This is a genomic window from Bradyrhizobium cedriense (genome assembly GCF_054602315.1).
Genome location: NZ_JBTSWB010000009.1, coordinates 220,459 through 240,331, shown reverse-complemented (window position 1 = coordinate 240,331; position 19,873 = coordinate 220,459). Strand labels below are relative to the sequence as shown.

15 protein-coding genes and 1 pseudogene are annotated in these 19,873 nt (G+C 59.5%); 2 read left to right on the top strand and 14 right to left on the bottom strand.

Translation table 11 applies throughout. From position 1 onward, the window contains the following. The first annotated feature begins 470 nt into the window (after window positions 1-470). Complete coding sequence (speD, locus tag ACYCVF_RS31565; RefSeq protein WP_459606797.1) at window positions 471-863, top strand: adenosylmethionine decarboxylase; 393 nt, start codon at window positions 471-473, stop codon at window positions 861-863. Window positions 864-1,103: 240 nt separating this feature from the next. Here speD and ACYCVF_RS31560 read toward each other — a convergent pair whose 3' ends face one another. The 13 genes and pseudogenes from ACYCVF_RS31560 to ACYCVF_RS31500 form a co-directional block, all read right to left on the bottom strand. Further along, window positions 1,104-4,214, bottom strand: coding sequence for a multidrug efflux RND transporter permease subunit (locus ACYCVF_RS31560; RefSeq protein WP_459606798.1), 3,111 nt, complete (start codon window positions 4,212-4,214; stop codon window positions 1,104-1,106). Between the two features lie 43 nt (window positions 4,215-4,257). Continuing rightward, window positions 4,258-4,829, bottom strand: a pseudogene (locus tag ACYCVF_RS31555) (efflux RND transporter periplasmic adaptor subunit); the annotation flags it as partial. A gap of 252 nt (window positions 4,830-5,081) precedes the next feature. Further along, the gene (gene glmS / locus ACYCVF_RS31550; RefSeq protein WP_459607001.1) at window positions 5,082-6,908 is read right to left on the bottom strand and encodes a glutamine--fructose-6-phosphate transaminase (isomerizing); all 1,827 of its coding nucleotides are present in this window, start codon (window positions 6,906-6,908) and stop codon (window positions 5,082-5,084) included. Window positions 6,909-8,081: 1,173 nt separating this feature from the next. Continuing rightward, window positions 8,082-8,753 carry a nitroreductase gene (locus tag ACYCVF_RS31545; protein WP_459606799.1) on the bottom strand — a complete coding sequence of 224 codons (672 nt, stop codon included), beginning with the start codon at window positions 8,751-8,753 and terminating at the stop codon, window positions 8,082-8,084. A 35-nt stretch (window positions 8,754-8,788) separates the two neighbouring features. After that, complete coding sequence (locus ACYCVF_RS31540; RefSeq protein WP_459606800.1) at window positions 8,789-9,766, bottom strand: NADPH:quinone oxidoreductase family protein; 978 nt, start codon at window positions 9,764-9,766, stop codon at window positions 8,789-8,791. A 73-nt stretch (window positions 9,767-9,839) separates the two neighbouring features. Then, the gene (locus ACYCVF_RS31535; RefSeq protein ID WP_459606801.1) at window positions 9,840-10,985 is read right to left on the bottom strand and encodes an acyl-CoA dehydrogenase family protein; all 1,146 of its coding nucleotides are present in this window, start codon (window positions 10,983-10,985) and stop codon (window positions 9,840-9,842) included. A 197-nt stretch (window positions 10,986-11,182) separates the two neighbouring features. Further along, window positions 11,183-12,394: an ABC transporter substrate-binding protein gene (locus tag ACYCVF_RS31530; protein WP_459606802.1), complete on the bottom strand. Its 1,212-nt coding sequence runs from the start codon at window positions 12,392-12,394 to the stop codon at window positions 11,183-11,185. An 88-nt stretch (window positions 12,395-12,482) separates the two neighbouring features. Further along, window positions 12,483-13,646 carry an acetyl-CoA C-acetyltransferase gene (locus ACYCVF_RS31525; protein WP_459606803.1) on the bottom strand — a complete coding sequence of 388 codons (1,164 nt, stop codon included), beginning with the start codon at window positions 13,644-13,646 and terminating at the stop codon, window positions 12,483-12,485. Window positions 13,647-13,658: 12 nt separating this feature from the next. Then, entirely contained in the window at window positions 13,659-14,438 is a 780-nt protein-coding gene (locus tag ACYCVF_RS31520) for an enoyl-CoA hydratase/isomerase family protein (protein ID WP_459606804.1), read from the bottom strand. Next, on the bottom strand, window positions 14,435-15,415 hold the full coding sequence (locus ACYCVF_RS31515; protein ID WP_459607003.1) for a phosphotransferase family protein: 981 nt from the start codon (window positions 15,413-15,415) through the stop codon (window positions 14,435-14,437). Before ACYCVF_RS31515 ends, ACYCVF_RS31520 begins: the two co-directional genes overlap by 4 nt. Before the next feature lie 83 nt (window positions 15,416-15,498). Further along, window positions 15,499-16,674, bottom strand: coding sequence for an acyl-CoA dehydrogenase family protein (locus tag ACYCVF_RS31510; RefSeq protein WP_459606805.1), 1,176 nt, complete (start codon window positions 16,672-16,674; stop codon window positions 15,499-15,501). Further along, window positions 16,671-17,432, bottom strand: coding sequence for a 3-hydroxyacyl-CoA dehydrogenase (locus tag ACYCVF_RS31505; protein ID WP_459606806.1), 762 nt, complete (start codon window positions 17,430-17,432; stop codon window positions 16,671-16,673). Before ACYCVF_RS31505 ends, ACYCVF_RS31510 begins: the two co-directional genes overlap by 4 nt. Window positions 17,433-17,565: 133 nt before the next feature. Continuing rightward, a complete protein-coding gene (locus ACYCVF_RS31500) occupies window positions 17,566-18,717 on the bottom strand; it encodes an acyl-CoA dehydrogenase family protein (RefSeq protein WP_459606807.1) in 1,152 nt (383 codons plus the stop codon). Here ACYCVF_RS31500 and ACYCVF_RS31495 point away from each other — a divergent pair. Next, window positions 18,697-19,023, top strand: coding sequence for a hypothetical protein (locus ACYCVF_RS31495; RefSeq protein ID WP_459606808.1), 327 nt, complete (start codon window positions 18,697-18,699; stop codon window positions 19,021-19,023). The two genes, ACYCVF_RS31500 and ACYCVF_RS31495, sit on opposite strands and share 21 nt — an antisense overlap. 60 nt (window positions 19,024-19,083) lie before the next feature. On the opposite strand, the gene ACYCVF_RS31490 is transcribed toward ACYCVF_RS31495, so the two are convergent. Next, a complete protein-coding gene (locus ACYCVF_RS31490; protein WP_459606809.1) occupies window positions 19,084-19,755 on the bottom strand; it encodes a TetR/AcrR family transcriptional regulator in 672 nt (223 codons plus the stop codon). Window positions 19,756-19,873: the final 118 nt, after the last annotated feature.

Sequence of the window (19,873 nt, the reverse complement as noted above, 5' to 3'; positions counted from 1 at the left end):
AGTCGACACGCGTGGGTCTGCATGGCACCCGCAACCAACGGGTGCCTGGACTATGGTTTGGTCGTCTCCTCATGAAAGCGGACTTGACCCTCGCTGGGCTGCGGGATTTCTATGGCGCTCAAGCGGTAACATCGGTTGTGCAAGAACCAATACAGACACGTGTTACCGTTTCCACGAGACCAGCATCGTTTTCACAGCCTCTGGAGAGCAGTCGTCGAGCGCTCAAAGGCGGACGAAGGACAGTCGCCGGTCACTGCCAGGCCGATGGTGCTCAAGCTGCTGATCGCCACATCAAGGACTTGACCTCGGCTCAAAGGCACAAATCAGTTGCTGAAGGTCATCGCAGTTGTCGGATACGACGGCGGTATTGAGGTCATGCACGTCCGGCAACAAACCCGGCCTGATCGCCTCGTTACCTAACCCCCGAATAGCTCATCTTATTGAGCCGTCAATTCAACGGAGATTGCTTAATGATTATCGATAACGAAGAGGAAGTACCACCGGTTCTGTCAACCGGTGCGACGCATATGCTCATCGAGCTATGGGGAGCGAAAAACCTCGACGATCCGGACGTTGCGGAAGGCGCCATCCGAAAAGCCATCCATGCGGCGAGTGCGACATTGCTCCACCTTCATGTTCATAAGTTTTGTCCGGGCCACGGTGTCTCGGCAATAGCGTTGTTGGCTGAATCGCACATGACCTTACATACTTGGCCTGAGAGGTCCTATGCAGCTGTTGATGTATTCGTATGTGGCGACAGCAATCCTGCGAGCGCGGTTCCAGTTCTAGTTGAGGCCTTTCAGCCCGAACGGTCGGACGTTCGCAGCTTCCGGAGAGGTGTGTCAATCAAGCCAACCGGTTGAAGCAGATGGTCGATTCCTTGGGTGAGGGCATCGAGCTCGCTGCCTCAATTAAAGAAATATCAAAGCTCGACCGCGGGGCTTCCTCACATATGCTTACTTGTTGGCCGTCAATATCGACCATCATGAAAGATTGCACGGACTTATGGCGCAACGCCTGCCCGATGGTAGCGGCCCCTCTCCTACAGTTAGCACTTGCTTTGGCGCGGATGCGCGTTGGCAAACCATTGCCGTTTTGAATCTTCAATCGAGCGCCCTCAGCTCAGCCGCACCACCTTCGAGCCGAGAATCAGCTCTTTGAGCCGCTTGTTCCGCACTGACCTGGCCTGAGGCACGGTGGTCGGTCGCGAGCACCACATAGACCGCCGGCAGCACGAACAGGGTGAACAGCGTGCCGATCGACATGCCGGCGACGACCACGAGCCCGATCGAGAAGCGGCTGGCCGCCCCGGCGCCGGTCGCGGTCAGAAGCGGGATCAGGCCGGTGACCATCGCGGCCGTCGTCATCAGGATCGGCCGCAGCCGGGTGCGAGCCGCCATTTCGATCGCCGAGCGACGATCCAGCCGTTGGTTGACCTGGAGCTCGTTGGCGAACTCCACCATCAGGATGCCGTGCTTGGTGATCAGGCCGACCAGCGTCAGCAGCCCCACCTGGGTGTAGATGTTCATGGTGGCCACGCCGAAGAACAGCGGGATCAGCGCCCCCACGATCGCCATCGGCACCGAGATCATGATCACCAGCGGGTCGCGCAGGCTCTCGAACTGCGCCGCCAGCACCAGGAAGATGATGATCAGCGCAAAGCCGAAGGTGATCGCGAGCTGGTTGCCTTCCTGCACGTACTGCCGGCTATCGGCCAGATAGTCGTGGCTGAAGCCCTGCGGCAGCTTCTTGGCTTCGCCTTCAAGGAAGTCGACAGCCTGGCCGACCGTCACGCCGGGCATCGGCACGGCCGAGAAAGTCGCCGAGTTGAGCTGGTTGTAGTGGGTCAATGCATTCGGAGCGGTCGACGTTTCGATCGACACCACCGTCGATAGCGGCACTTGCTGGCCGTTGCTGGTCGCTACGTAGTAATTGCCGAGCGCTTCCGGCGAGAGCCGCTGGGCGCGTGGTACCTGCGGGATCACCTGATAGGAACGGCCCTCCAGGTTGAAGCGATTGATGTAATTGCCGCCGCCCAGGATCGCGAGCGCGCTGCCGATGTTCTGCATGTTGATGCCGAGATCCTGAGCCTTGGCGCGGTCGACGTTCACCTTCACGGTCGGCTGGTTGAAGGCGAGATCGCTATCGGAGACGATGAACATGCCGCTCTGGCGCGCGGCGCCCTTCAGCTTCTCCATCTGCTCATAGACGGCCTGGAAGCCTGCGGTCGAATTGATCACCATCTGCACCGGCAGCCCGCCGGGTCCACCGGGCAGCGGCGGCAGGTTGAAGGCGAACGCCTGGACGCCATCGATCTTAGAGAGCTCGGCCTGAACCAGCGGAACCAACTTGATCGAAGAGCGCTTCCGTTCTTCCCACGGCTTCAGCAGCATGCCGGCGATACCGTTCTGGGGACCGTTGATGCCGTTCAGCGCGAAGCGCAGATCGGTCTCAGGAAAGCCTTGCAATTTCTTGTCGAGCTTGTCGCCATAGAAATCGAGATAGTCGATGTTCGCATATTTCGGCGCCTTGACCACCGCGAACACGATACCTTGATCCTCCTCGGGCGCGAGTTCTTTCGATGTGTGCATGTAGAGGAACCCGACGACTCCAAGGATCGTCACCGCGACCAGCCCGGTGATGGCCTTATAGTCGAGCGAGCGGTCGAGCCTGCGGCCATACCAGCGCGTGACGGCGCCGAACAACCTGTTCACCAGCTTTGCAAACCGGCTCTCTTCCGTGTTCTTCAGCAGCGCCGAGCACATCATCGGCGACAGCGTCAGCGCGATGACGCCCGACACGATCACCGAACCTGCCAGCGTGAAGGCGAACTCACGGAACAGCGAGCCGGTGAGGCCCCCGAGGAAGCCGATCGGAGCGTACACCGCGGCGAGCGTAACTGTCATGGAGATGACCGGACTGACGATCTCGCGTGCGCCTTGCAGCGCCGCCTGCACCGGCGTCTCACCCTCCTCCAGATGGCGATGGACGTTCTCCACCACCACGATGGCGTCGTCGACCACGAGGCCGATCGCGAGCACCATGGCGAGCAGCGTCAGCAGGTTGAAGCTGAATGCGAACGCCAGCATCAGCGTACAAACGCCGATCATCGACAGCGGGATGGTGACGACCGGGATGATCACCGAGCGGAACGAGCCCAGGAACAGGAAGATCACTATAATGACGATGACCACGGCTTCGCCCAGCGTCTTCTCGACCTCGTCGATCGAGGACTGGATGAACTTGGTCGAGTCGTAGGCGACCTTCATCTTCATCGACGGTGGCAGATTGCGCTCGAGCTCGGGGAACAGCGCGCGCACACCGTTCACAAGGGTTAGCGGGTTGCCCTGCGGCGTTGCGTTCACGCCGATGAAGATCGCGTGCTCGCCGTTAAAGACTACGCTCGCATCCGTGCTCTGGGCTGCAAGCTCAACAGTCGCGATGTCCTCCATCCGTACGAAGCCGCCGTCTTTGGCCTTGACGATCAACTTCTTGAACTCGTTGACATCGGTCAGGCCTGTGTTCGTCGTGATATTTGAGAGGATGAGGTAGCCCTTGGTCTGGCCGGCCGCGGACTGGAAGTTGTTGGCGGTGATCGCGGCCGCGACGTCAGCCGGGGACACGTTGTGGCCGGCCATCTTCACCGGATCAAGCCACAGCCGCATCGCAAAGGTCTGGCCGCCCAGGATATCGGCGGACGCCACACCATCGACGGTCGACAGCACCGGCTGCACGACGCGTGTCAGATAGTCCGAGATTGCCGAGCCCGAGAGCTCCTCAGAGGAGAAGCCGATATACATCACGGCCGTGGTCTGGCCGGTGGTCTTGGTGACGACCGGATCGTTAGATTCCTTCGGGATCAGATATTTGACCGAATTCACCTTGGCTAGCACCTCGGTGAGCCCCTGGTTCGGGTCAAAGTTAAGCTTGATGTAGACCTGGATGGTCGAGGTGCCGAGCACCGAAGACGAGGTAATGTAGTCGACGCCCTCGGCGGAAGCGACCGCCTGCTCAATGGGCGTCGTGATGAATCCCTGGACCAGGTCCGCAGACGCGCCGGGGTAGACCGTCGTGATGTTGATGACCGTGTTCGAAAGCTTCGGATATTGCCGGATCGGCAGTACCATCGCCGCGCGCAGGCCAATCAGCAGGATCAGCAGACTGACGACGACCGACAGAACCGGTCGCTTGATGAAGATATCGGTAAAGGTCATCGCTGCGATCTCGAATACGTTTGCTTGAGTGGTGTGACCGGCCTCACGCCGGATGACGCGAGCGCATTAATCTGTAACGCGCCGGTTGGGCTGGAATGGACGGCGCCGAATCGAACAAAATCGCTACAGCCGCCCCCGAATGCAGCTTGAGCTGGCCGACGGCGACGACATTGTCGCCCGGCTTCAGGCCCTTCGGCACATCCTTCAACATGGTTGCCGGGCGGCACGACCGTTGCGGTCACGGACATGCCGGGCCTCAGGATCTTGTCGCGGTTCGCGATCGTCGCCTGCACACGGATGTTGCGCGTCTCGCTGGCGATCTGCGGCTCGGTGGTCGTGACCTTGCCCTCGAAGACGCGGCCCGGACAGGCAACCGACCTGAGCCGGACGACCTGGCCGACCTCGAGGTTGACGGCATCCTTTCGCGTCGCCGTGAAATTGGTCGACAGCTGCGAGAGATCGGTCAGCGAGACGATCGCGGTGCCAGCGGTGAGGTACTGGCCAACCGCGGCCTGGCGCAGGCGGAGATCGCCCGAGCACGACACCTAACAGCTTGGCGATGCCCGCCTGCGCCTGGTCGACCGTCGCCTGCGGACTGAACTGGCGCGACGTCAGCGAAGTGATAATTTGGCGGGGCGCCAGTTTTATCGGCGGACGTTCAAAACGGGATGCCAGCGCACCTAGCATGCGGATGGCTTCCTGAATGCGCGTGTCGCGGACCTGTCCGACATCGCCGCAGCTTCCAACCCGCGAGCGTGAGACGCTGGCGTCTTTGTCAGCACCAACCTTGGCGGCACTGGCCAGTCGTGAATGCTCGGGCATAATTGTCTAGGCCAGTTTGAGGACCAGAAGCGACCGACCGGGTCCCTATTCGACGGTCACGGATTTGGCGAGATTCCGCGGCTGGTCGACATCAGTGCCCTTCACGATGGCCGTGTGGTAGGCGAGCAACTGCAAGGGGATCGCGTAGACCATCGCCGTGAAGGCGGCCGGCATGTCGGGCAGCACGATGGTGGCGAACGTATCCAGTGTCGCCTCTTCAGCGCCCCTGGCATCGGTCATGAGAACAATGTTCCCGCCGCGCGCTGCCACCTCCTGCATGTTCGAGGCCGTTTTCTCGAATAAGCGGTCATGCGGTGCGATCACCACTACTGGGACGGTCTCGTCGATCAGCGCGATCGGCCCGTGCTTGAGCTCGCCTGCAGCATACCCCTCTGCATGGATGTAGGAGATTTCCTTCAGTTTCAATGCGCCCTCTAGCGCGATCGGGAAGCTCGTGCCGCGACCGAGGTAGAGTACGTCCCGCGCTTTGGCGATGTCGCATGCAAGCCTCTCGATCTGCGGCTCGGTGCTGAGCGCTACCGACATCAGGCGAGGAATTTCAACCAAGCCACGCACCAACTCGATCTCCTCATCCTCGGACAATTCGCCGCGCGCCCTGGCGGCCGCGACTCCAAGTGCGGCTAGCACTATCAGTTGGCAGGTAAAGGCTTTGGTCGAGGCAACGCCGATCTCCGGGCCGGCCAGCGTCGGCAGCACGGTTTCACTCTCGCGAGCGATGGTCGATGTTGGAACATTGACGACGGCAAGCGTGCTTGCGCCTTCCGCCTTGGCGTAGCGGAGCGCAGCGAGCGTATCCGCGGTCTCGCCCGACTGCGAAACAAAGATCGCGAGATCACCTTTGCGCACGGCAGATTCGCGGTAGCGGAACTCGGAGGCGACATCGACTTCAACCGGCACGCGCGCAAAGCGCTCGAACCAGTATTTTGCGACGTTGCCTGCGTAGCTCGCTGTGCCGCAAGCGGTGATCGTGATGCGCCGGACGTCTCTGAAGTCGAACGGCAGCTCGACCGGCAGCGCAACGCGTTCGCAGGCTGTGTCGATATAGCGCGCCAGCGTCTGTCCGACCACCTCCGGCTGCTCATGGATCTCCTTGGCCATAAAGTGTCGATAATTCGCCTTGTCAGCCAGGAACGACGACACACCCAATTTCAGCGTCTCGCGGTGTGCGACTGAGCCTTCGGAATCGTAGATGACGCCGATCTTGCGGGTAAACACGGCCCAGTCCCCATCTTCAAGGTAAGTGATGGTGTCGGTGAACGGCGCGAGCGCAATGGCATCCGAACCGATATACACCTCGTCATTGCCATAGCCGATCGCGAGCGGAGATCCCTTCCGGGCAGCGATCATGAGATCGCAGTGCTCCTTGAACAGGAATACCAGGGCAAACGTACCGCGCAGTCGCGGTAGGGATTCTTTCACTGCCTTTTGCGGCGAGTAGCGCATCTTCAGATAGGATTCGACCAGATGTGCCACCACCTCGGTGTCAGTGTCGGAAACAAATCTAGCGCCATTCTGCTCAAGTTCGGCGCGCAACTCACGAAAATTCTCGATGATTCCGTTATGGACGACCGCGACATTCTCCGTCGTATGCGGATGCGCGTTGGACTCCGTGGGCTTGCCATGCGTGGCCCAGCGGGTATGACCAATACCAGTGTGACCCGGTAGCGGATTGCGGCGTAAGCTGGCCTCAAGGTTCTTCAGCTTGCCCTCGGCGCGCCGGCGCTCAAGATGATTGCCGTCGAGCGTTGCGACTCCCGCTGAATCGTAGCCGCGATATTCCAGCCGAGTGAGCGCTTCGATCAGCCGCTCCGCAACGGGTTCGCGCCCTAAAATGCCTACAATCCCACACATGCGGGTCAACATCCCCCAAGTTCAAGAAAAATACTTTTAGAACAGCTAGGCTTCTCTTGAGACCTTCGATTGAAGGTTCTCAGATTGCTGTGGATCTGGGTCGTTCGGATTCTGCGGGGCAGAACAAGCATCCCCAGCCGAGGCGCGGTTAGGGCGAGCACCATCGAATGCCAGCATGTTGCGGCAGCAGGAGGTAGTAAGGCGCGAGCGCGTGGTGAACAGAGCGCCATCGCATGCGCAGACTCTTCTCCGGGCAAGGAAACAACGTCGTAGTCGCGGCAGGGCCGGCGTGTGGACACATCACGTAAGTTGCAACTCACAGATCGATGACACTCGATGCAGATCGATGATTCGCGGGGAGTCCAGCTATCTTTCGGCATGAACTTCATCATCGTCGGCTGGATTGAGTGCCAAGCACGATGGCCCTGCCCCCTTCTCAAGAGGTTCGCAAAGCGGATAGCTGGATAGAGGATTTTCCATCTCAAAGCTGTCGCTCGCATATGGCACACAAAAGAACCCCGGCCGCCTGGGGTGACCGGACAGAAGTCAGTCTCGGAGGAACGACGCTGTTACATTTCGCCGGCTCCCGTCGACAGTGGCAGGGCCGGCCAACCGATGTAACCGCCCAAGCACCTGACCGGACTGAAAATGCGCTTGAGTTGATGCTCGGCAATCACCGAAATATTCCCTCGGCTCTAGGCAAAGATCGAGCACCATTCTGATTGGCCGAAGGCTTTTCTCTAAACCGAGACGACTGCTTATGCGTGATCTTCTAGGATTGGTAAAATCGATTATGTTGATGGGCCGCATCTACACCATGGATAGCTGTCAAAATGCGGATCACGGCCGGTTGCCATGGCGATGTCGCGGTTTCGAGATCGCCGACCTCCGTGCGAGCTAGGTAAGGCCGCGAATCAATCAAAGAGGTTTTGAGGTTCGGTATGGCGAGCTTCGTTCAAGGTGTTGTGCGGCTTTGCCCTGTTGATTGCGATGATTGCATAATGTCCCTCACGGGGCTGCCTCCCATGTTCATGCAGAGTGCTTCGCCGTCTTATGTGGCGTAGTACATTAAACGGTTGCTAAAAATGGATATTGCATAGTCCTGGCGAAGCCGCTGATTAGTTTACGGACGCTCGATATCGGGCGACTTCCGTCGTGGCCGAGCCCGCCTAATCAAAATCCACGGAACGTCATGAATTCCGTTGGGCCAGCACGATCTGCGCGCAGACGGTTGATCGGATGTTCCGGGTCCATATAGCCGAGAGCCATGCCGCAAAAGAGCATCAGATGTGAAGGCAACCCGATGAATTCCGCAACGGTCTTGTGCCAGAGCGCCCACGCCTCTTGCGGACAGGTATTCAATCCCTTCTCCAAAGAGAGCAACATAATGGATTGCATGTACATGCCGAGATCGGCCCATTGCCCGGGCTCCATCTGGCGATCGATGGCGAAAAACAGGCCGACAGGCGCACCAAAAAATGTAAAGTTCTTTGCAAGCTGATTGAGACGTGCAGGCCTGTCTTCGCGCGGAACCCCGATGGTGCGATAGAGATCTTCGCCATTCTTGAATCGTCGAGTTCTATAGGGCTCCTTCAGTTCTGGCGGATAGATGTTGTATTCTGGCTGTTCGCCCATCGGGTTGATCTTGATCCGCTCAGCCATCAACGCCTTGAAGCGTGCGAGCTCTTGGCCGCTTAGCGCCCAGACATGCCACGGCTGTAGATTTCCGCCGGAGGGTGAGCGGCTGGCCGTGAGCAGGATCTCGTGGACGGTCTCCATAGGGACCGGGAAGTCCAAGAATGCCCGCACAGAGGTTCTTGAGTTCAGCGCGTCTGATACTTTCATGAGGATTTCTCTGAAGACCTAATCGAGGAGCATCGTCAGTCGATCCTGACGACCATCTTTCCCAGGGCCGAGCGGGTCGTCATCGCGTTGAACGCTTCGTGGAATTCCTCGAACGCAAAGACCTTTCCTACGACCGGAACAAGTGTCTTCTCGCTCAACCAACCGAATAGCTGAGCGATGACTTGATCTCGCACATCCGGTTCACGACGACCAATCTGCGCCAGGTCGACACCCAAAAGCGCCCCGCCTTTTAGAAGAGGCAGATTGAACCGCAGCGCTGGAATATTTCCGGAAGCAAAGCCGATCACCAGGTGCCGGCCATTCCAGGCGATCGAACGGAATGCCTGCAGGCTCAGATCTCCACCGACGGGATCATAGATCACGTCCGCCCCGTGACCGCCAGTAAGCTCCTTGAGTTCGTCACGCCACCCTTCACGCGTGTAATCCAGGCCCGCATCTGCCCCATATTTAACCGCAAATTGTCGCTTCTCCTCAGTCGAGGCGGCTGCAATGACGCGGGCTCCCAACAACTTCCCAACCTGAACAGCCGCTATTCCCACGCCGCCGGCGGCTCCCAGAACCAAAAGTGTCTCGCCGCATTGCAGCTTTGCCCGAGCGCTGAGTGCGTACAGTGCCGTCAAGTAATTGGCGAAGAACGAGGCGCCGACCTCCGGCTCCATATCCTTTGGCATGACGAAAAGGTCCGCAGCCGGTGCACAAATATATTCGGCCAAGCCTCCATTTCTCACCATGCCTATGACTGGCGTGCCGGGCGCAAAACCCTCAACATCTGCAGCCGCTTCGTCGACGAGGCCCGCAAACTCCGACCCGGGCGTAAACGGCAAAGGGTCTTTGGTCTGGTACAAGCCCTGCACCTTTAAGCCGTCCACGAAACCGACGGCAGCGGCCTGGATGCGAACGCGGACGGTTCCCGCCGATAAGTCCGGCTTAGCCACATCCTTGATCGCGATATTTTCGATATGATCGTAATTTTCGACCAGGACTGCTTTCATGACATCCTCTTGAACGAGCCGGCCTATCGGGGTCGGCCATCGAGTTCACGCGTTAAATGACGATTCCGAAATCCTAGAGAGCCCTGGAGATCACTTCCTTCATCATTTCGCTGGTCCCACCATAAATGCGCTGCACGCGTGCGTCGGCATACATGCGTGCGATGAGATACTCGTTCATGAAGCCGTATCCGCCATGCAGCTGCAAACACTCGTCGACGACCTTGCCCTGCTGCTCTGACGCCCAGAGTTTGGCCATCGAGGCCGTGGCTGCATCGAGCGTGCCGGAAACCAGTGCTTCGACGCACTCGTCGACGAAGCTGCGCGTGACCTTCGTGATCGTCGCCAATTCAGCCAGCCTGAACTTGGTGTTCTGGAATTCAGCGATCGGCATTCCGAACGCCCAGCGATCTCGGACAAAAGCAAGCGTGGCCTCGAGAGCGCCCTCCATTGCCGCCACAGCCATAACGCCGATGATGGTGCGCTCATAAGGCAAATCCGACATCAACTGATGGAAGCCACGCCCTTCCGCTCCGCCAAGCAGATTTGCGGCCGGCACGTGAACATCATCGAAGAATAGTTCGGCAGTATCCTGCGCCTTCAGTCCGATCTTATCGAGTACACGACCGACCCGAAAGCCCGGAGCTTTTGCCGTCTCGACCAAAATGATCGACATCCCGCTCGCTCGCGCGGCCGGATTGGTCTTCACGACGACGAGCACCAAACCTGCAAGGAGGCCGTTCGATATGAAGGTCTTGGAACCGTTAATCACATAGCTGTCGGCGCGCTTTTCGGCGCGGGTTCGAATGGATTGAAGATCCGACCCTGCGCCCGGCTCGGTCATCGCAATAGCTCCGACGAGTTCTCCGCTTGCCAGGCGCGGCAAATACTCGCGCTTTTGCGCCTCCGTCCCGTGGTTCAGCAGATAGTGGGCTACGATCGTGTGGACAGACGGGTTCATTCCCGTCAGGCCGCGGCGTGCCATGGCGTCGTAAAAGATCGCCTCATGGCGAAAATCGTCCCCGCCGCCGCCATATTCGGCCGGAATGTCCGAACAGAGGAGCCCAAGCGCTCCCGCCTTCAGCCAGAGTTCGTGCCCCACATTGCCTCGTTCGCGCGCCTCTTCGTCCAACGGCGCCATTTCCTTGTCGATGAAGCGACAGACCGTGTTTCGGTAGATCTCGAGGTCAGAATCGAGCCAAGAGGGCCGATAGCTAATCATGCGCCTTACTCATCCTTTCTGCGAACGCAACCATTGCGTTCGCGGCCGCTTGAACTCGCAAAACATGCCGATGGTGTGCGACTAGATGGCGGCGGCCGGGTCGTTCGGGCTTATCTTGACCGAACGCTGCCGATTGCAACCGCCGCGCAAGCTCTTTTCTCTGCCGAAGGCCTGCGCTGCGGTTCTCTGCGAATGGTTTAGTCGGCCGTGTCTCCGTTGATCACGTCTCCGAACAGCTCCCATTTTTCGCCGCTAAAGCGCATCAGCTGAAGTTGGGTGATCGGAGCAAAGTCGGTCGGCGAGGTGTCCACGTAGATTCCCGGTAACAGCGCCTCGGTGCGCCAGTCTTTCAGGTTCGCAGCCTGCTTCATGACGTTCTCGCGGGTGAGATCGTCACCGCATTGCTTCAGGGTTTGCGCCAGAGTCTCTCCAAGCGCGTAGCCGGTAATCAGCAAAATGTCGCGCTTATTGCCTTCCGGATAGTACTTGCTCAGAAAGCTCTGAAATTCCTTCATGCCGGGATCATTGTCCCACTGGGGATCTGCCGGATCCTTCAAGTATGTGGCGGAAATGATGCCTTGTGCGTTCTCGAAGCCGGCAGGCTTGATGACGCTGCCGACAGACGCCGAAACGTTACTGAGGATATGCAGCGGCTTCCAGTCGACTTCGGCGATCTTCTTGATTGCCTGAGCAGCAAATTTGGGAGAGCTGATGTTGACCAGGGTATCGGCACCCGTCGCCTTGAGCTTGACGATGTGACTGTCGATCGTCGGCTCCGATGTTTCGTAGCTTTCCTCGGCGACGATCCTCGCACCGAGCCTGTCCTTGAGGCCCTTCAGATAATCCTTTCCAAGATCGTCATTTTGGAAGAATACCGCGACTTTGGCGTTCGGTTTTTCCTTCAAGATATACTTAGCGTAAGCGTGCGCCTCGCTCTGGTAGGACGGCTGCCAACCCGTGGTCCAGGGGAAGTTCTTGGGGTCGTTGAATTTGGTAGCGCCGGACGCGACGAAGAGCTGCGGGATCTTCTTGGAATTCAGGTATTTCTGGATGGCTGTGTTGTTCGCAGTGCCTAGCGGATCAAACATGAGCAGCACTTCATCGCCCTCCACCAACTTGCGCGTCTGCTCGACAGCCTTCGGAGGCGAGTACGCATCGTCATAGCTGATGAAGTCGATCTTGCGTCCGTTGATGCCACCCTTATCGTTGATCATCTTGAAGTATGCGGCCTGCACCTTCCCGATGACGCCGTAGGCGGATCCTGGGCCACTGTAAGGCATGAGATTACCGACTTTGATCTCGGCGTCGGTGGCCCCGGTGTCGTATTTTTTCTGCGCGAGCGCGACGCCCGAGGCGAGCGCGATTGCCGCTGTCGCCATAGCGGCCGTCCCTACAATCCTTGCAAACATATAATCTCTCCTTGTTGAGTTTCGCTTCTGCTTTTTTTGGCGTTCCACTCTTGGCTCTTGATCGCGACCTGCCAGCGGGTCCAGTAGGTCATCCCAAAGCCTCAATGATGGTCACGTTGGCGATGCCTCCGCCCTCACACATCGTCTGAAGGCCATATCGCTTGCCTCGAGCCCTCAGAGCATGGACCAGAGTTGACAGGAGCTTCGTACCCGAGGCACCGAGCGGGTGACCGAGCGCAATCGCGCCGCCGTTGACATTCAGCTTTGCAGGGTCGGCTTCAGTTGCTTGAAGCCATGCGAGCGGTACTGGTGCGAAGGCTTCGTTGACTTCGTAGAGGTCGATGTCGCCGATTTTCAGCCCGGCCCTCGCGAGGGCTCGACGGGTCGCGTTGATCGGCTCCTCGAGCATGATGACGGGATCGCCAGCGGTCACCGTGAGACCAACGATGCGGGCGATCGGCTTCAGATTGTGGTCCTTTAGAGCCTTTTCGCTGACGACCAGTGCCGCGGAGGCACCGTCGCAGATTTGGCTTGCATTGGCGGCGCTGACGACGCCACCCTCCTTTAGAAGCTTCACCGACCCGATCGACTCAAGGGAAGCGTCGAACCGAATTCCTTCATCCACTGTGTGCTCGCCCCCTTCGATCTTCAGGGGGACGATCTCGGTCTTGAAGGCCCCGGATTTGGTTGCCTCTGCGGCGCGCCGGTGACTTTCGAGAGCGAACTGGTCCAAGGTCAGCCGATCAAACCCGTATTTCTTTGCGATCATCTCGGCGCCCTCAAACTGGCTGAAGGACGCCACACCAAACCGTTTTTGAATGTGGTCGCTGATTGGACCCGTCCCAAGGCCTTCCTTCTGGTGCAACGAAATGTTCGAGAACATCGGCACGCGCGTCATGCTCTCCGCGCCGGCAGCTATTACGACATCCTGCGTGCCTGACATCACCGCTTGCGCGGCGAACTGCACCGCCTGCTGCGAGCTGCCACATTGCCGATCAATCGTCACGGCCGGAACGGATACCGGAAGCTTGGAGGCAAGCACCGCATTCCTTCCGAAGGCGAACGCCTGCTCACCCGCCTGCGTCACGCAACCCAGGATCACGTCGTCAACGGCGGCAGGGTCAATCCCCGAGCGATCGACGATGGCATTGAGTGGTTCTGCCGCCATGTTGGCGGGGTGCCAGCCAGCCAGCTTGCCGTTCCGCCTGCCACCCGCCGTCCGTACCGCTTCGATGATGTAAGCTTCAGCCATGGCATTATTCCTTCATCCGTTTGAATTTCGACGAGCGGCGAATGCCGCAACGCGACGGCGCGACTCTTCCGAGCCACCCAGCGCGGCAATGCTGCACATCTCTCGCTCGAGTTGCGTCTCCAGCGTACTATCGAAGCTTTCGAGCAGCAGACGCCGAGCGGCACCGAGCGCTGAAACCGGCTCGCCTGCGAGTTTCGCTGCCAGTTCGACGCCGGCGGCGGCGAGCAGCTGCTCGCCATCGACGATCCGCGTCACGATGCCGATACGCTCTGCCTCGTCGCTCGACACGCGTCGATTGGACAGGATGATCTCCTGAGCTCGCCTGAGGCCAACCATCCTCGGTAGCAGCCAGCTCATTCCACCGTCCGGGCTCAGACCCAAAGCGGTATAGGCAGCGCTAAAGTGCGCTGACCGGGCCGCCAACGCGAAGTCGCCGATCATTGCGAGGCTCATACCGGCTCCAGCCGCGGGCCCGTTCACGAGCGTGATCAGCGGCTTGCGCATGCGCATGAGACGCAGGATCGCGGCATGAAGCGTTCCTGCCAGACCTTGCAAGAAGGCCGATACGTCGGCGCCGGCTGCTGCGAAGGCACCGACGTCGCCTCCTCCGCAAAAGAGCTTGCCGCGCCCCGTCAGTATGACGCATCGAATGTCGTCGTCGTCATCGCAGCGCTCGGCGGCCTGCAAGAGCGCGAGGGCCATAGCAGGGTCAATCGTGTTGCCGTGGTCCGGCCGCGACAAGGTCAACGTCGCGACTTTTTCGGCGCAGGAGAATTCGACCGGACCGCTCATGACAGCTCCCCCAGGGCCCGAACGGCCAACGCCGCCAGCTCCGGAAAGGTCTTGCCGCGCTCGATAGCCTGCGTCGATGAAGCTGTGCCCCGCGGCGCACGGCCGGCTATGCCGTGCATGATCGCCGCAAGCCGGAAGAAGTTGAAGGCAACGTAGAAGTGCCAGTCCGGAATCCCTTGGCGACCGGTCGTTCGGCAATACCTGACGATGTACTCCGCCTCTCCCGGAATGTTGAGCGCGGCCAGATCGGCTCCCGCAAGACCGGCGACGATATGGGCAGGCATGCGATACATCATCGCGTGGTAAGCGAAGTCCGCAAGCGGATGTCCAAGGGTCGAAAGCTCCCAATCGAGTACCGCGATCACCCGAGGCTCGTGGGGATGAAAGATGAGATTGTCGCAACGAAAATCGCCATGGACGATGACGACCTCGTCACCTTCGGGAACTCGTTCCGGGAGTTCTGTGACGAGGCGATCCATGTTTGCGTCGCGTCCGGCCGCCGGGTCTTCCTGATACTGACGCGACCAGCGACTGATCTGCCGCGCGAAGTAACTGCCCGGCTTTCCATAGTCGCCCAAACCGATCGAAGCCGGATCAACGGAATGCAGTTGCGCGATGACGTCGCACATGGCGTGGAAATAGGAAGGACGCTCTTCCCGGTTGACCTCCGGGAAGGTGGCGTCCCAGAAGATTCGGCCCTCGACCAGCTGCATCACATAGAATTCGCTTCCGATGACCGACTTGTCGGCGCAGTAGCCGTAAATCCGCGCCACGGGAAAGCCGACTTGCGACAACGCGCGCTGTACGCGCGCTTCACGGTCAACCGCGTGTGCACCAGATATCAATGGGCCCGGCGGTTTCCTCCGGAGTACGTACACGCCGTCTGCGGATTGAAGACGGTAGGTCGGGTTCGACTGACCTCCCTTGAATTTTGAGACGTTGAGAGGTCCTCGAAATCCCTTAACGTTGGCCGTCATCCATCGTGACAAGGCGTTCTCGTCCAGACGGTGCCCCTCGGAGGGCTCCGTCAGTCCAGAATTCGCAATATCGTCCAGAGCGCTCACGGGTTGGCCTTCTGCCAGTCGCGCTTGATCTTTTTCGCCAGCGACCATTTGTGCACCTCGGTCGGACCGTCGTAGATGCGAAAAGCACGAACCTCGCGGAATACCTGTTCGACGATGGTTTCGTTGGTGACACCCGTCCCGCCCATGACCTGGACGCAGCGATCCGCGACCCGCATGAGCGCCTCACTTACGGCGACCTTGGCCATCGAGCTCTCGTTTGTTCCGAGCGATCCCGTGTCCAGGACGCTCGCACACCAAGAGATCATCAACTCGGCTTGTTTGAGGTCGATCAGATTGTCGGCAAGCATGAAGCCAACGCCCTCGTGATCGATAAGCGTCTTGCCGAACGCCTGCCGGCGGTTCGCGTAGCCGGTCGCGATCTCGTTGGCGCGAATGCAGGCGCCCAGCCATCGCATGCAATGGGACAACCTGGCCGGTGCAAGCCGGACCTGCGCGTACTTGAACCCCTCCCCCGGGTGTCCGAGCATTTGATCGGCCGGGATTCGCAGATTGCGGATGGTCACGACAGCGTGCCCGCCCGGCATGGAACTGTCGATCGTGTTGGGCACGTGATCGATGGTGATCGCCGGATCAGGCAAATCGACCAGGAACATGCAAGCGCCTTCCTCGGCCTTTGCCATCACGATGCCGACCTTGGCTCCGCGAGCACCTGTGATGAACGCCTTGCGCCCGTTCACAACCCACTGGTTGCCGTCCGGACGGCAGGTCGTGGTCATCATCGATGGGTCGGATCCTGCTCCCCCCTCTTCGGCCGGCTCGGTCATGAAGAAGGCCGACCGCGCGCGCCCCTCGATGAGCGGTTTTAGAAAGCGCTCCTTGATCTCCGGTGAGCCGATTTTGCCCAGAAGGTACATATTGCCTTCGTCGGGAGCCGCCGTGTTGCATGCGAGCGGGCCAAGGGGCGATAGGCCTGTCTTGGCCAGGACGATTGCGGTTTCCCTCTGCGAGAGATGCGACCCATCGGCCAGGACGTGTGGCGTCAATACACCCGCCACCCGCGCCAGTTCTCGCAACTCGGTGACCAATTCGTCCTTGGGACAGTCATGATGATCACGGCGAGGATCACGCTCGAACGGGACCACGACATCCCGAACGAAGCGCTCAACGCGATCGGCAATCTCTTGAATGCGCTCCGCGCCGACCCCGCTCATTTGGGGGCCATTCGGATTGCGCCGTCGAGGCGGATGGTTTCGCCGTTGAGCATTGGATTGGTGACGATGGACTCGACCATCTGAGCGAACTCGGAGGGATGACCGAGCCGGCTCGGAAAGGGCACCTGTTTGCCCAGCGACGTCTGTGCTTCTTCAGGAAGCGACATCAGCAGTGGTGTGAGAAAGATACCTGGCGCAATCGTCATCACCCGAATGCCATAGCGTGCGAACTCACGCGCAAGAGGCAGCGTCATGCCGACGATTCCCCCCTTCGATGCTGAATAGGCGGCTTGGCCGATCTGGCCATCGAATGCAGCAACGCTAGCAGTGTTTATGATGACGCCCCGTTCCTCACCGTCCGGCTCGGCCGTATGCAGGCGGGCGGCAAACTTCGACAGCACGTTGAAGCTGCCAATCAGATTGATGTTGATGGTCCTGGCGAAGTCTCGCAGCGGCAGCGCCCTGCCATCTCGACCGATTGCCTTACCTGGCGGGCCGAGACCGGCGCAGCTGACCAGGATGCGCCCCTTACCGTGTATGCGCTCTGCTGACTCCAGCGCCTGGTCGAGGCCGTCCTCGTCGGTGACGTCGACCTTGATGAAGTGACCGCCGATCGTCTTAGCGTGAGCCTCCCCCAATTCGGCGTTGAGATCCAAGATGGTCACCCTGGCGCCCGCGGACGCGAGTCGCTCGGCCGTGGCGCCTCCGAGACCGGAAGCGCCGCCCGTGACGATTGCGGCTGTTCCCTTTATATGCATGCACCTTTTCCGTTTTCTCGAGGTTCAAATTTTGATGGTCATTGCCATCGCTTCGCCTCCGCCGATGAGTGTACCTGCGTAGCTTGCGATGACGGCCGGATCGGACACGGAGGCTCCTTAGTGCACTTCGTTGTTAGTCGCGCGCTGCCGCGGCCCTCGCGAGGTCGCGCGCGATGACCATTCGCTGGATATCCGATGTGCCCTCGTAGATCTGACAGACGCGCACATCTCGATAGATCTTCGCGATGGCAAAATCTTCCAGATAGCCGTAGCCGCCGAAGGTCTGCAGCGAACCGGAAACCACCGCCTCGGCCGTTTCGGAAGCGACGAGCTTCGCCATAGACGCTTCCTTGAGACATGGAAGAGCTGCATCCTTCATCGCGGCGGCATGCAACACGAGCTGATGAGCGGCCTCCAGTCTTGCGGCGAGATCCGCAAGACGAAACCCGACGGCCTGATGCGCGATGATTGGCGACCCGAAACTCGTTCGCTCGCCAGCGTACTTTACCGCCGCGTCGAGCGCGGCGCGTGCCATTCCCACACATTGCGCCGCAATGCCGATGCGGCCGGCTTCAAGATTGGAGAGCGCGATGGAGTAGCCAGCACCTTCCGAACCGAGCCGCATTGCATCTTCGACGAAAACGTTGTCGAACCGAATGGCACAGGTGTCGGATGCGGCCTGCCCTAGCTTGCGTTCGATTCTCTCGACGCTGTAGCCAGGACTGTCGGTGCGGACCAGAAAAGCCGAGATGCCGCGCTTGCCTGCAGCAGGATCGGTTACGGCGAACACGATCGCAAGGCCGGCAGTTCGGCCCGACGAGATAAATTGCTTCGCTCCGTTTAGCTTATATCCGCCTCCTGCACGAACGGCGCGCGTCCTCAACGCGGAGGCATCCGAACCCGCCTCCGCCTCGGTCAGCGCGAATGCGCCAATCATTCGTCCAGAGATGAGGGAGGGCAGAAATTTTGCTTGCTGCTCCGGCGTACCGTCCTTGAGTAACCCTGAAACGACCAGACTGTTTTGAATGCTCAAAATGGTAGACAGCGCACCGTCGGCCGCGGCGATTTCAACAAGCGAGAGTGCATAGGATACGTAGTCGGCGCCGGCTCCTCCGGCCGCTTCGGGCGCTGTCATTCCCATAAGTCCAAGGCTGGCGAGCTCCTCAAACAACCGCGCGGGGTATTCCTTGGCTTGTTCGTAATCGCGAGCGAAGGGCGCAACGCGCGCCTGCGCGAACTTGCGCACCTCGTCGCGAATAGCGGCTTGCGTTTCAGTCAGGATCACGACACGCGCCTGTCGATTTTCGGCGCAGACGAGCCCAGGACGGGGAGCGCGACTGCGCCAAACAGTAAAGGGAAAGACAATGAAGTACCTGGCTTCATTACATTTTGCGCCGAAATGATCGGCTCCTCCCTGCTGAATTTCCGCGCTTCTATCCCGGCGCTTAAAAGTGATATTGATGTCATATTACTGCCGGGCCGCCGCGTCAAGCCGACTCCGTGGAGCGCAGAGCCAAGGCCGTCCACCTGGCTTTTATTGATGATTGTCAGCGCTCGAACGCTGTTCGCGATCAGCGAGCAGATTTCATGAACGAGCAGCATCACGCCTGTTCGGCCGCGACACGCGCTCGCATCAATGGCAGAACGGATGCTAGTTGGGAGCCGCGGGATCGTCTTTGGTGGTACCAAACACGCCGCGATACCAGACCTTTGCGCAGTGTGTCCCTATGTGCTCAATCTCCGCGTCGCTTGGATCTTCCGACGCGAGATCAAATTTCATATAGGCAACCTGCTCCATCGTGGCGCCGAGCACTTCAGCAGCCATTTCAGGATCGAGTTCACGGCTTAGTTCGCCCAATCCCTGAAGACGGGTCAGCCAAGTCGCGGTGCGCCTTACGAAGCGGCTACGTTCGCTGACATAGAGAGAGAGGAATGTTGCTTTTTCTCCGCGAGCTGCCGCCTCGCGCATGACGCGCAACAGCTTGCGATGTCGGGCATAGATCTTGAGATAAGCGATGGTATTCTCAACGAACTCGGCTTCGGTTGCCTTCAATGAGCGGCCGGACCTTCGCTTACTCGCGACATAGATCTCGTCGACCAATGGCTGCAATACGGCGAGCAGAATCTCGTCCTTATTTCGAAAGTGCCGGTAGAAGTTGCCGTAAGACGTTCGAGCGATCTTGACGATGTCCTGGACCCGGGTGGCCTCGTATCCTTTGCGCGCGAATACGCGTGCCGAGGCGTTCAGCAGGCGCTGACGCATCGCCGCCCCCTTCGCGGTGGCAGGGGCTAACGGCTCCAACGCAGAATCGGTCTCCAGCATTTGCCACCCATAGCACCGCGGCCGCTTGACCACCAGCTCGAAACCCGATAACATGACGTCAATGTCAGTTATTGACTAGGCTCGAATCGTAATCAGTTCAAGGGCTGGGAGCTGAAAA

Coding starts and splice junctions, on each gene's coding strand:
- ACYCVF_RS31515 (WP_459607003.1), bottom strand. CDS start 15,415: ATGACGGCCAACGTTAAGGGATTTCGAGGACCTCTCAACGTCTCAAAA.
- ACYCVF_RS31525 (WP_459606803.1), bottom strand. CDS start 13,646: ATGGCTGAAGCTTACATCATCGAAGCGGTACGGACGGCGGGTGGCAGG.
- ACYCVF_RS31490 (WP_459606809.1), bottom strand. CDS start 19,755: ATGCTGGAGACCGATTCTGCGTTGGAGCCGTTAGCCCCTGCCACCGCG.
- ACYCVF_RS31520 (WP_459606804.1), bottom strand. CDS start 14,438: ATGAGCGGTCCGGTCGAATTCTCCTGCGCCGAAAAAGTCGCGACGTTG.
- ACYCVF_RS31530 (WP_459606802.1), bottom strand. CDS start 12,394: ATGTTTGCAAGGATTGTAGGGACGGCCGCTATGGCGACAGCGGCAATC.
- ACYCVF_RS31535 (WP_459606801.1), bottom strand. CDS start 10,985: ATGATTAGCTATCGGCCCTCTTGGCTCGATTCTGACCTCGAGATCTAC.
- ACYCVF_RS31510 (WP_459606805.1), bottom strand. CDS start 16,674: ATGAGCGGGGTCGGCGCGGAGCGCATTCAAGAGATTGCCGATCGCGTT.
- glmS (WP_459607001.1), bottom strand. CDS start 6,908: ATGTGTGGGATTGTAGGCATTTTAGGGCGCGAACCCGTTGCGGAGCGG.
- ACYCVF_RS31545 (WP_459606799.1), bottom strand. CDS start 8,753: ATGAAAGTATCAGACGCGCTGAACTCAAGAACCTCTGTGCGGGCATTC.
- ACYCVF_RS31505 (WP_459606806.1), bottom strand. CDS start 17,432: ATGCATATAAAGGGAACAGCCGCAATCGTCACGGGCGGCGCTTCCGGT.
- ACYCVF_RS31540 (WP_459606800.1), bottom strand. CDS start 9,766: ATGAAAGCAGTCCTGGTCGAAAATTACGATCATATCGAAAATATCGCG.
- ACYCVF_RS31560 (WP_459606798.1), bottom strand. CDS start 4,214: ATGACCTTTACCGATATCTTCATCAAGCGACCGGTTCTGTCGGTCGTC.
- speD (WP_459606797.1), top strand. CDS start 471: ATGATTATCGATAACGAAGAGGAAGTACCACCGGTTCTGTCAACCGGT.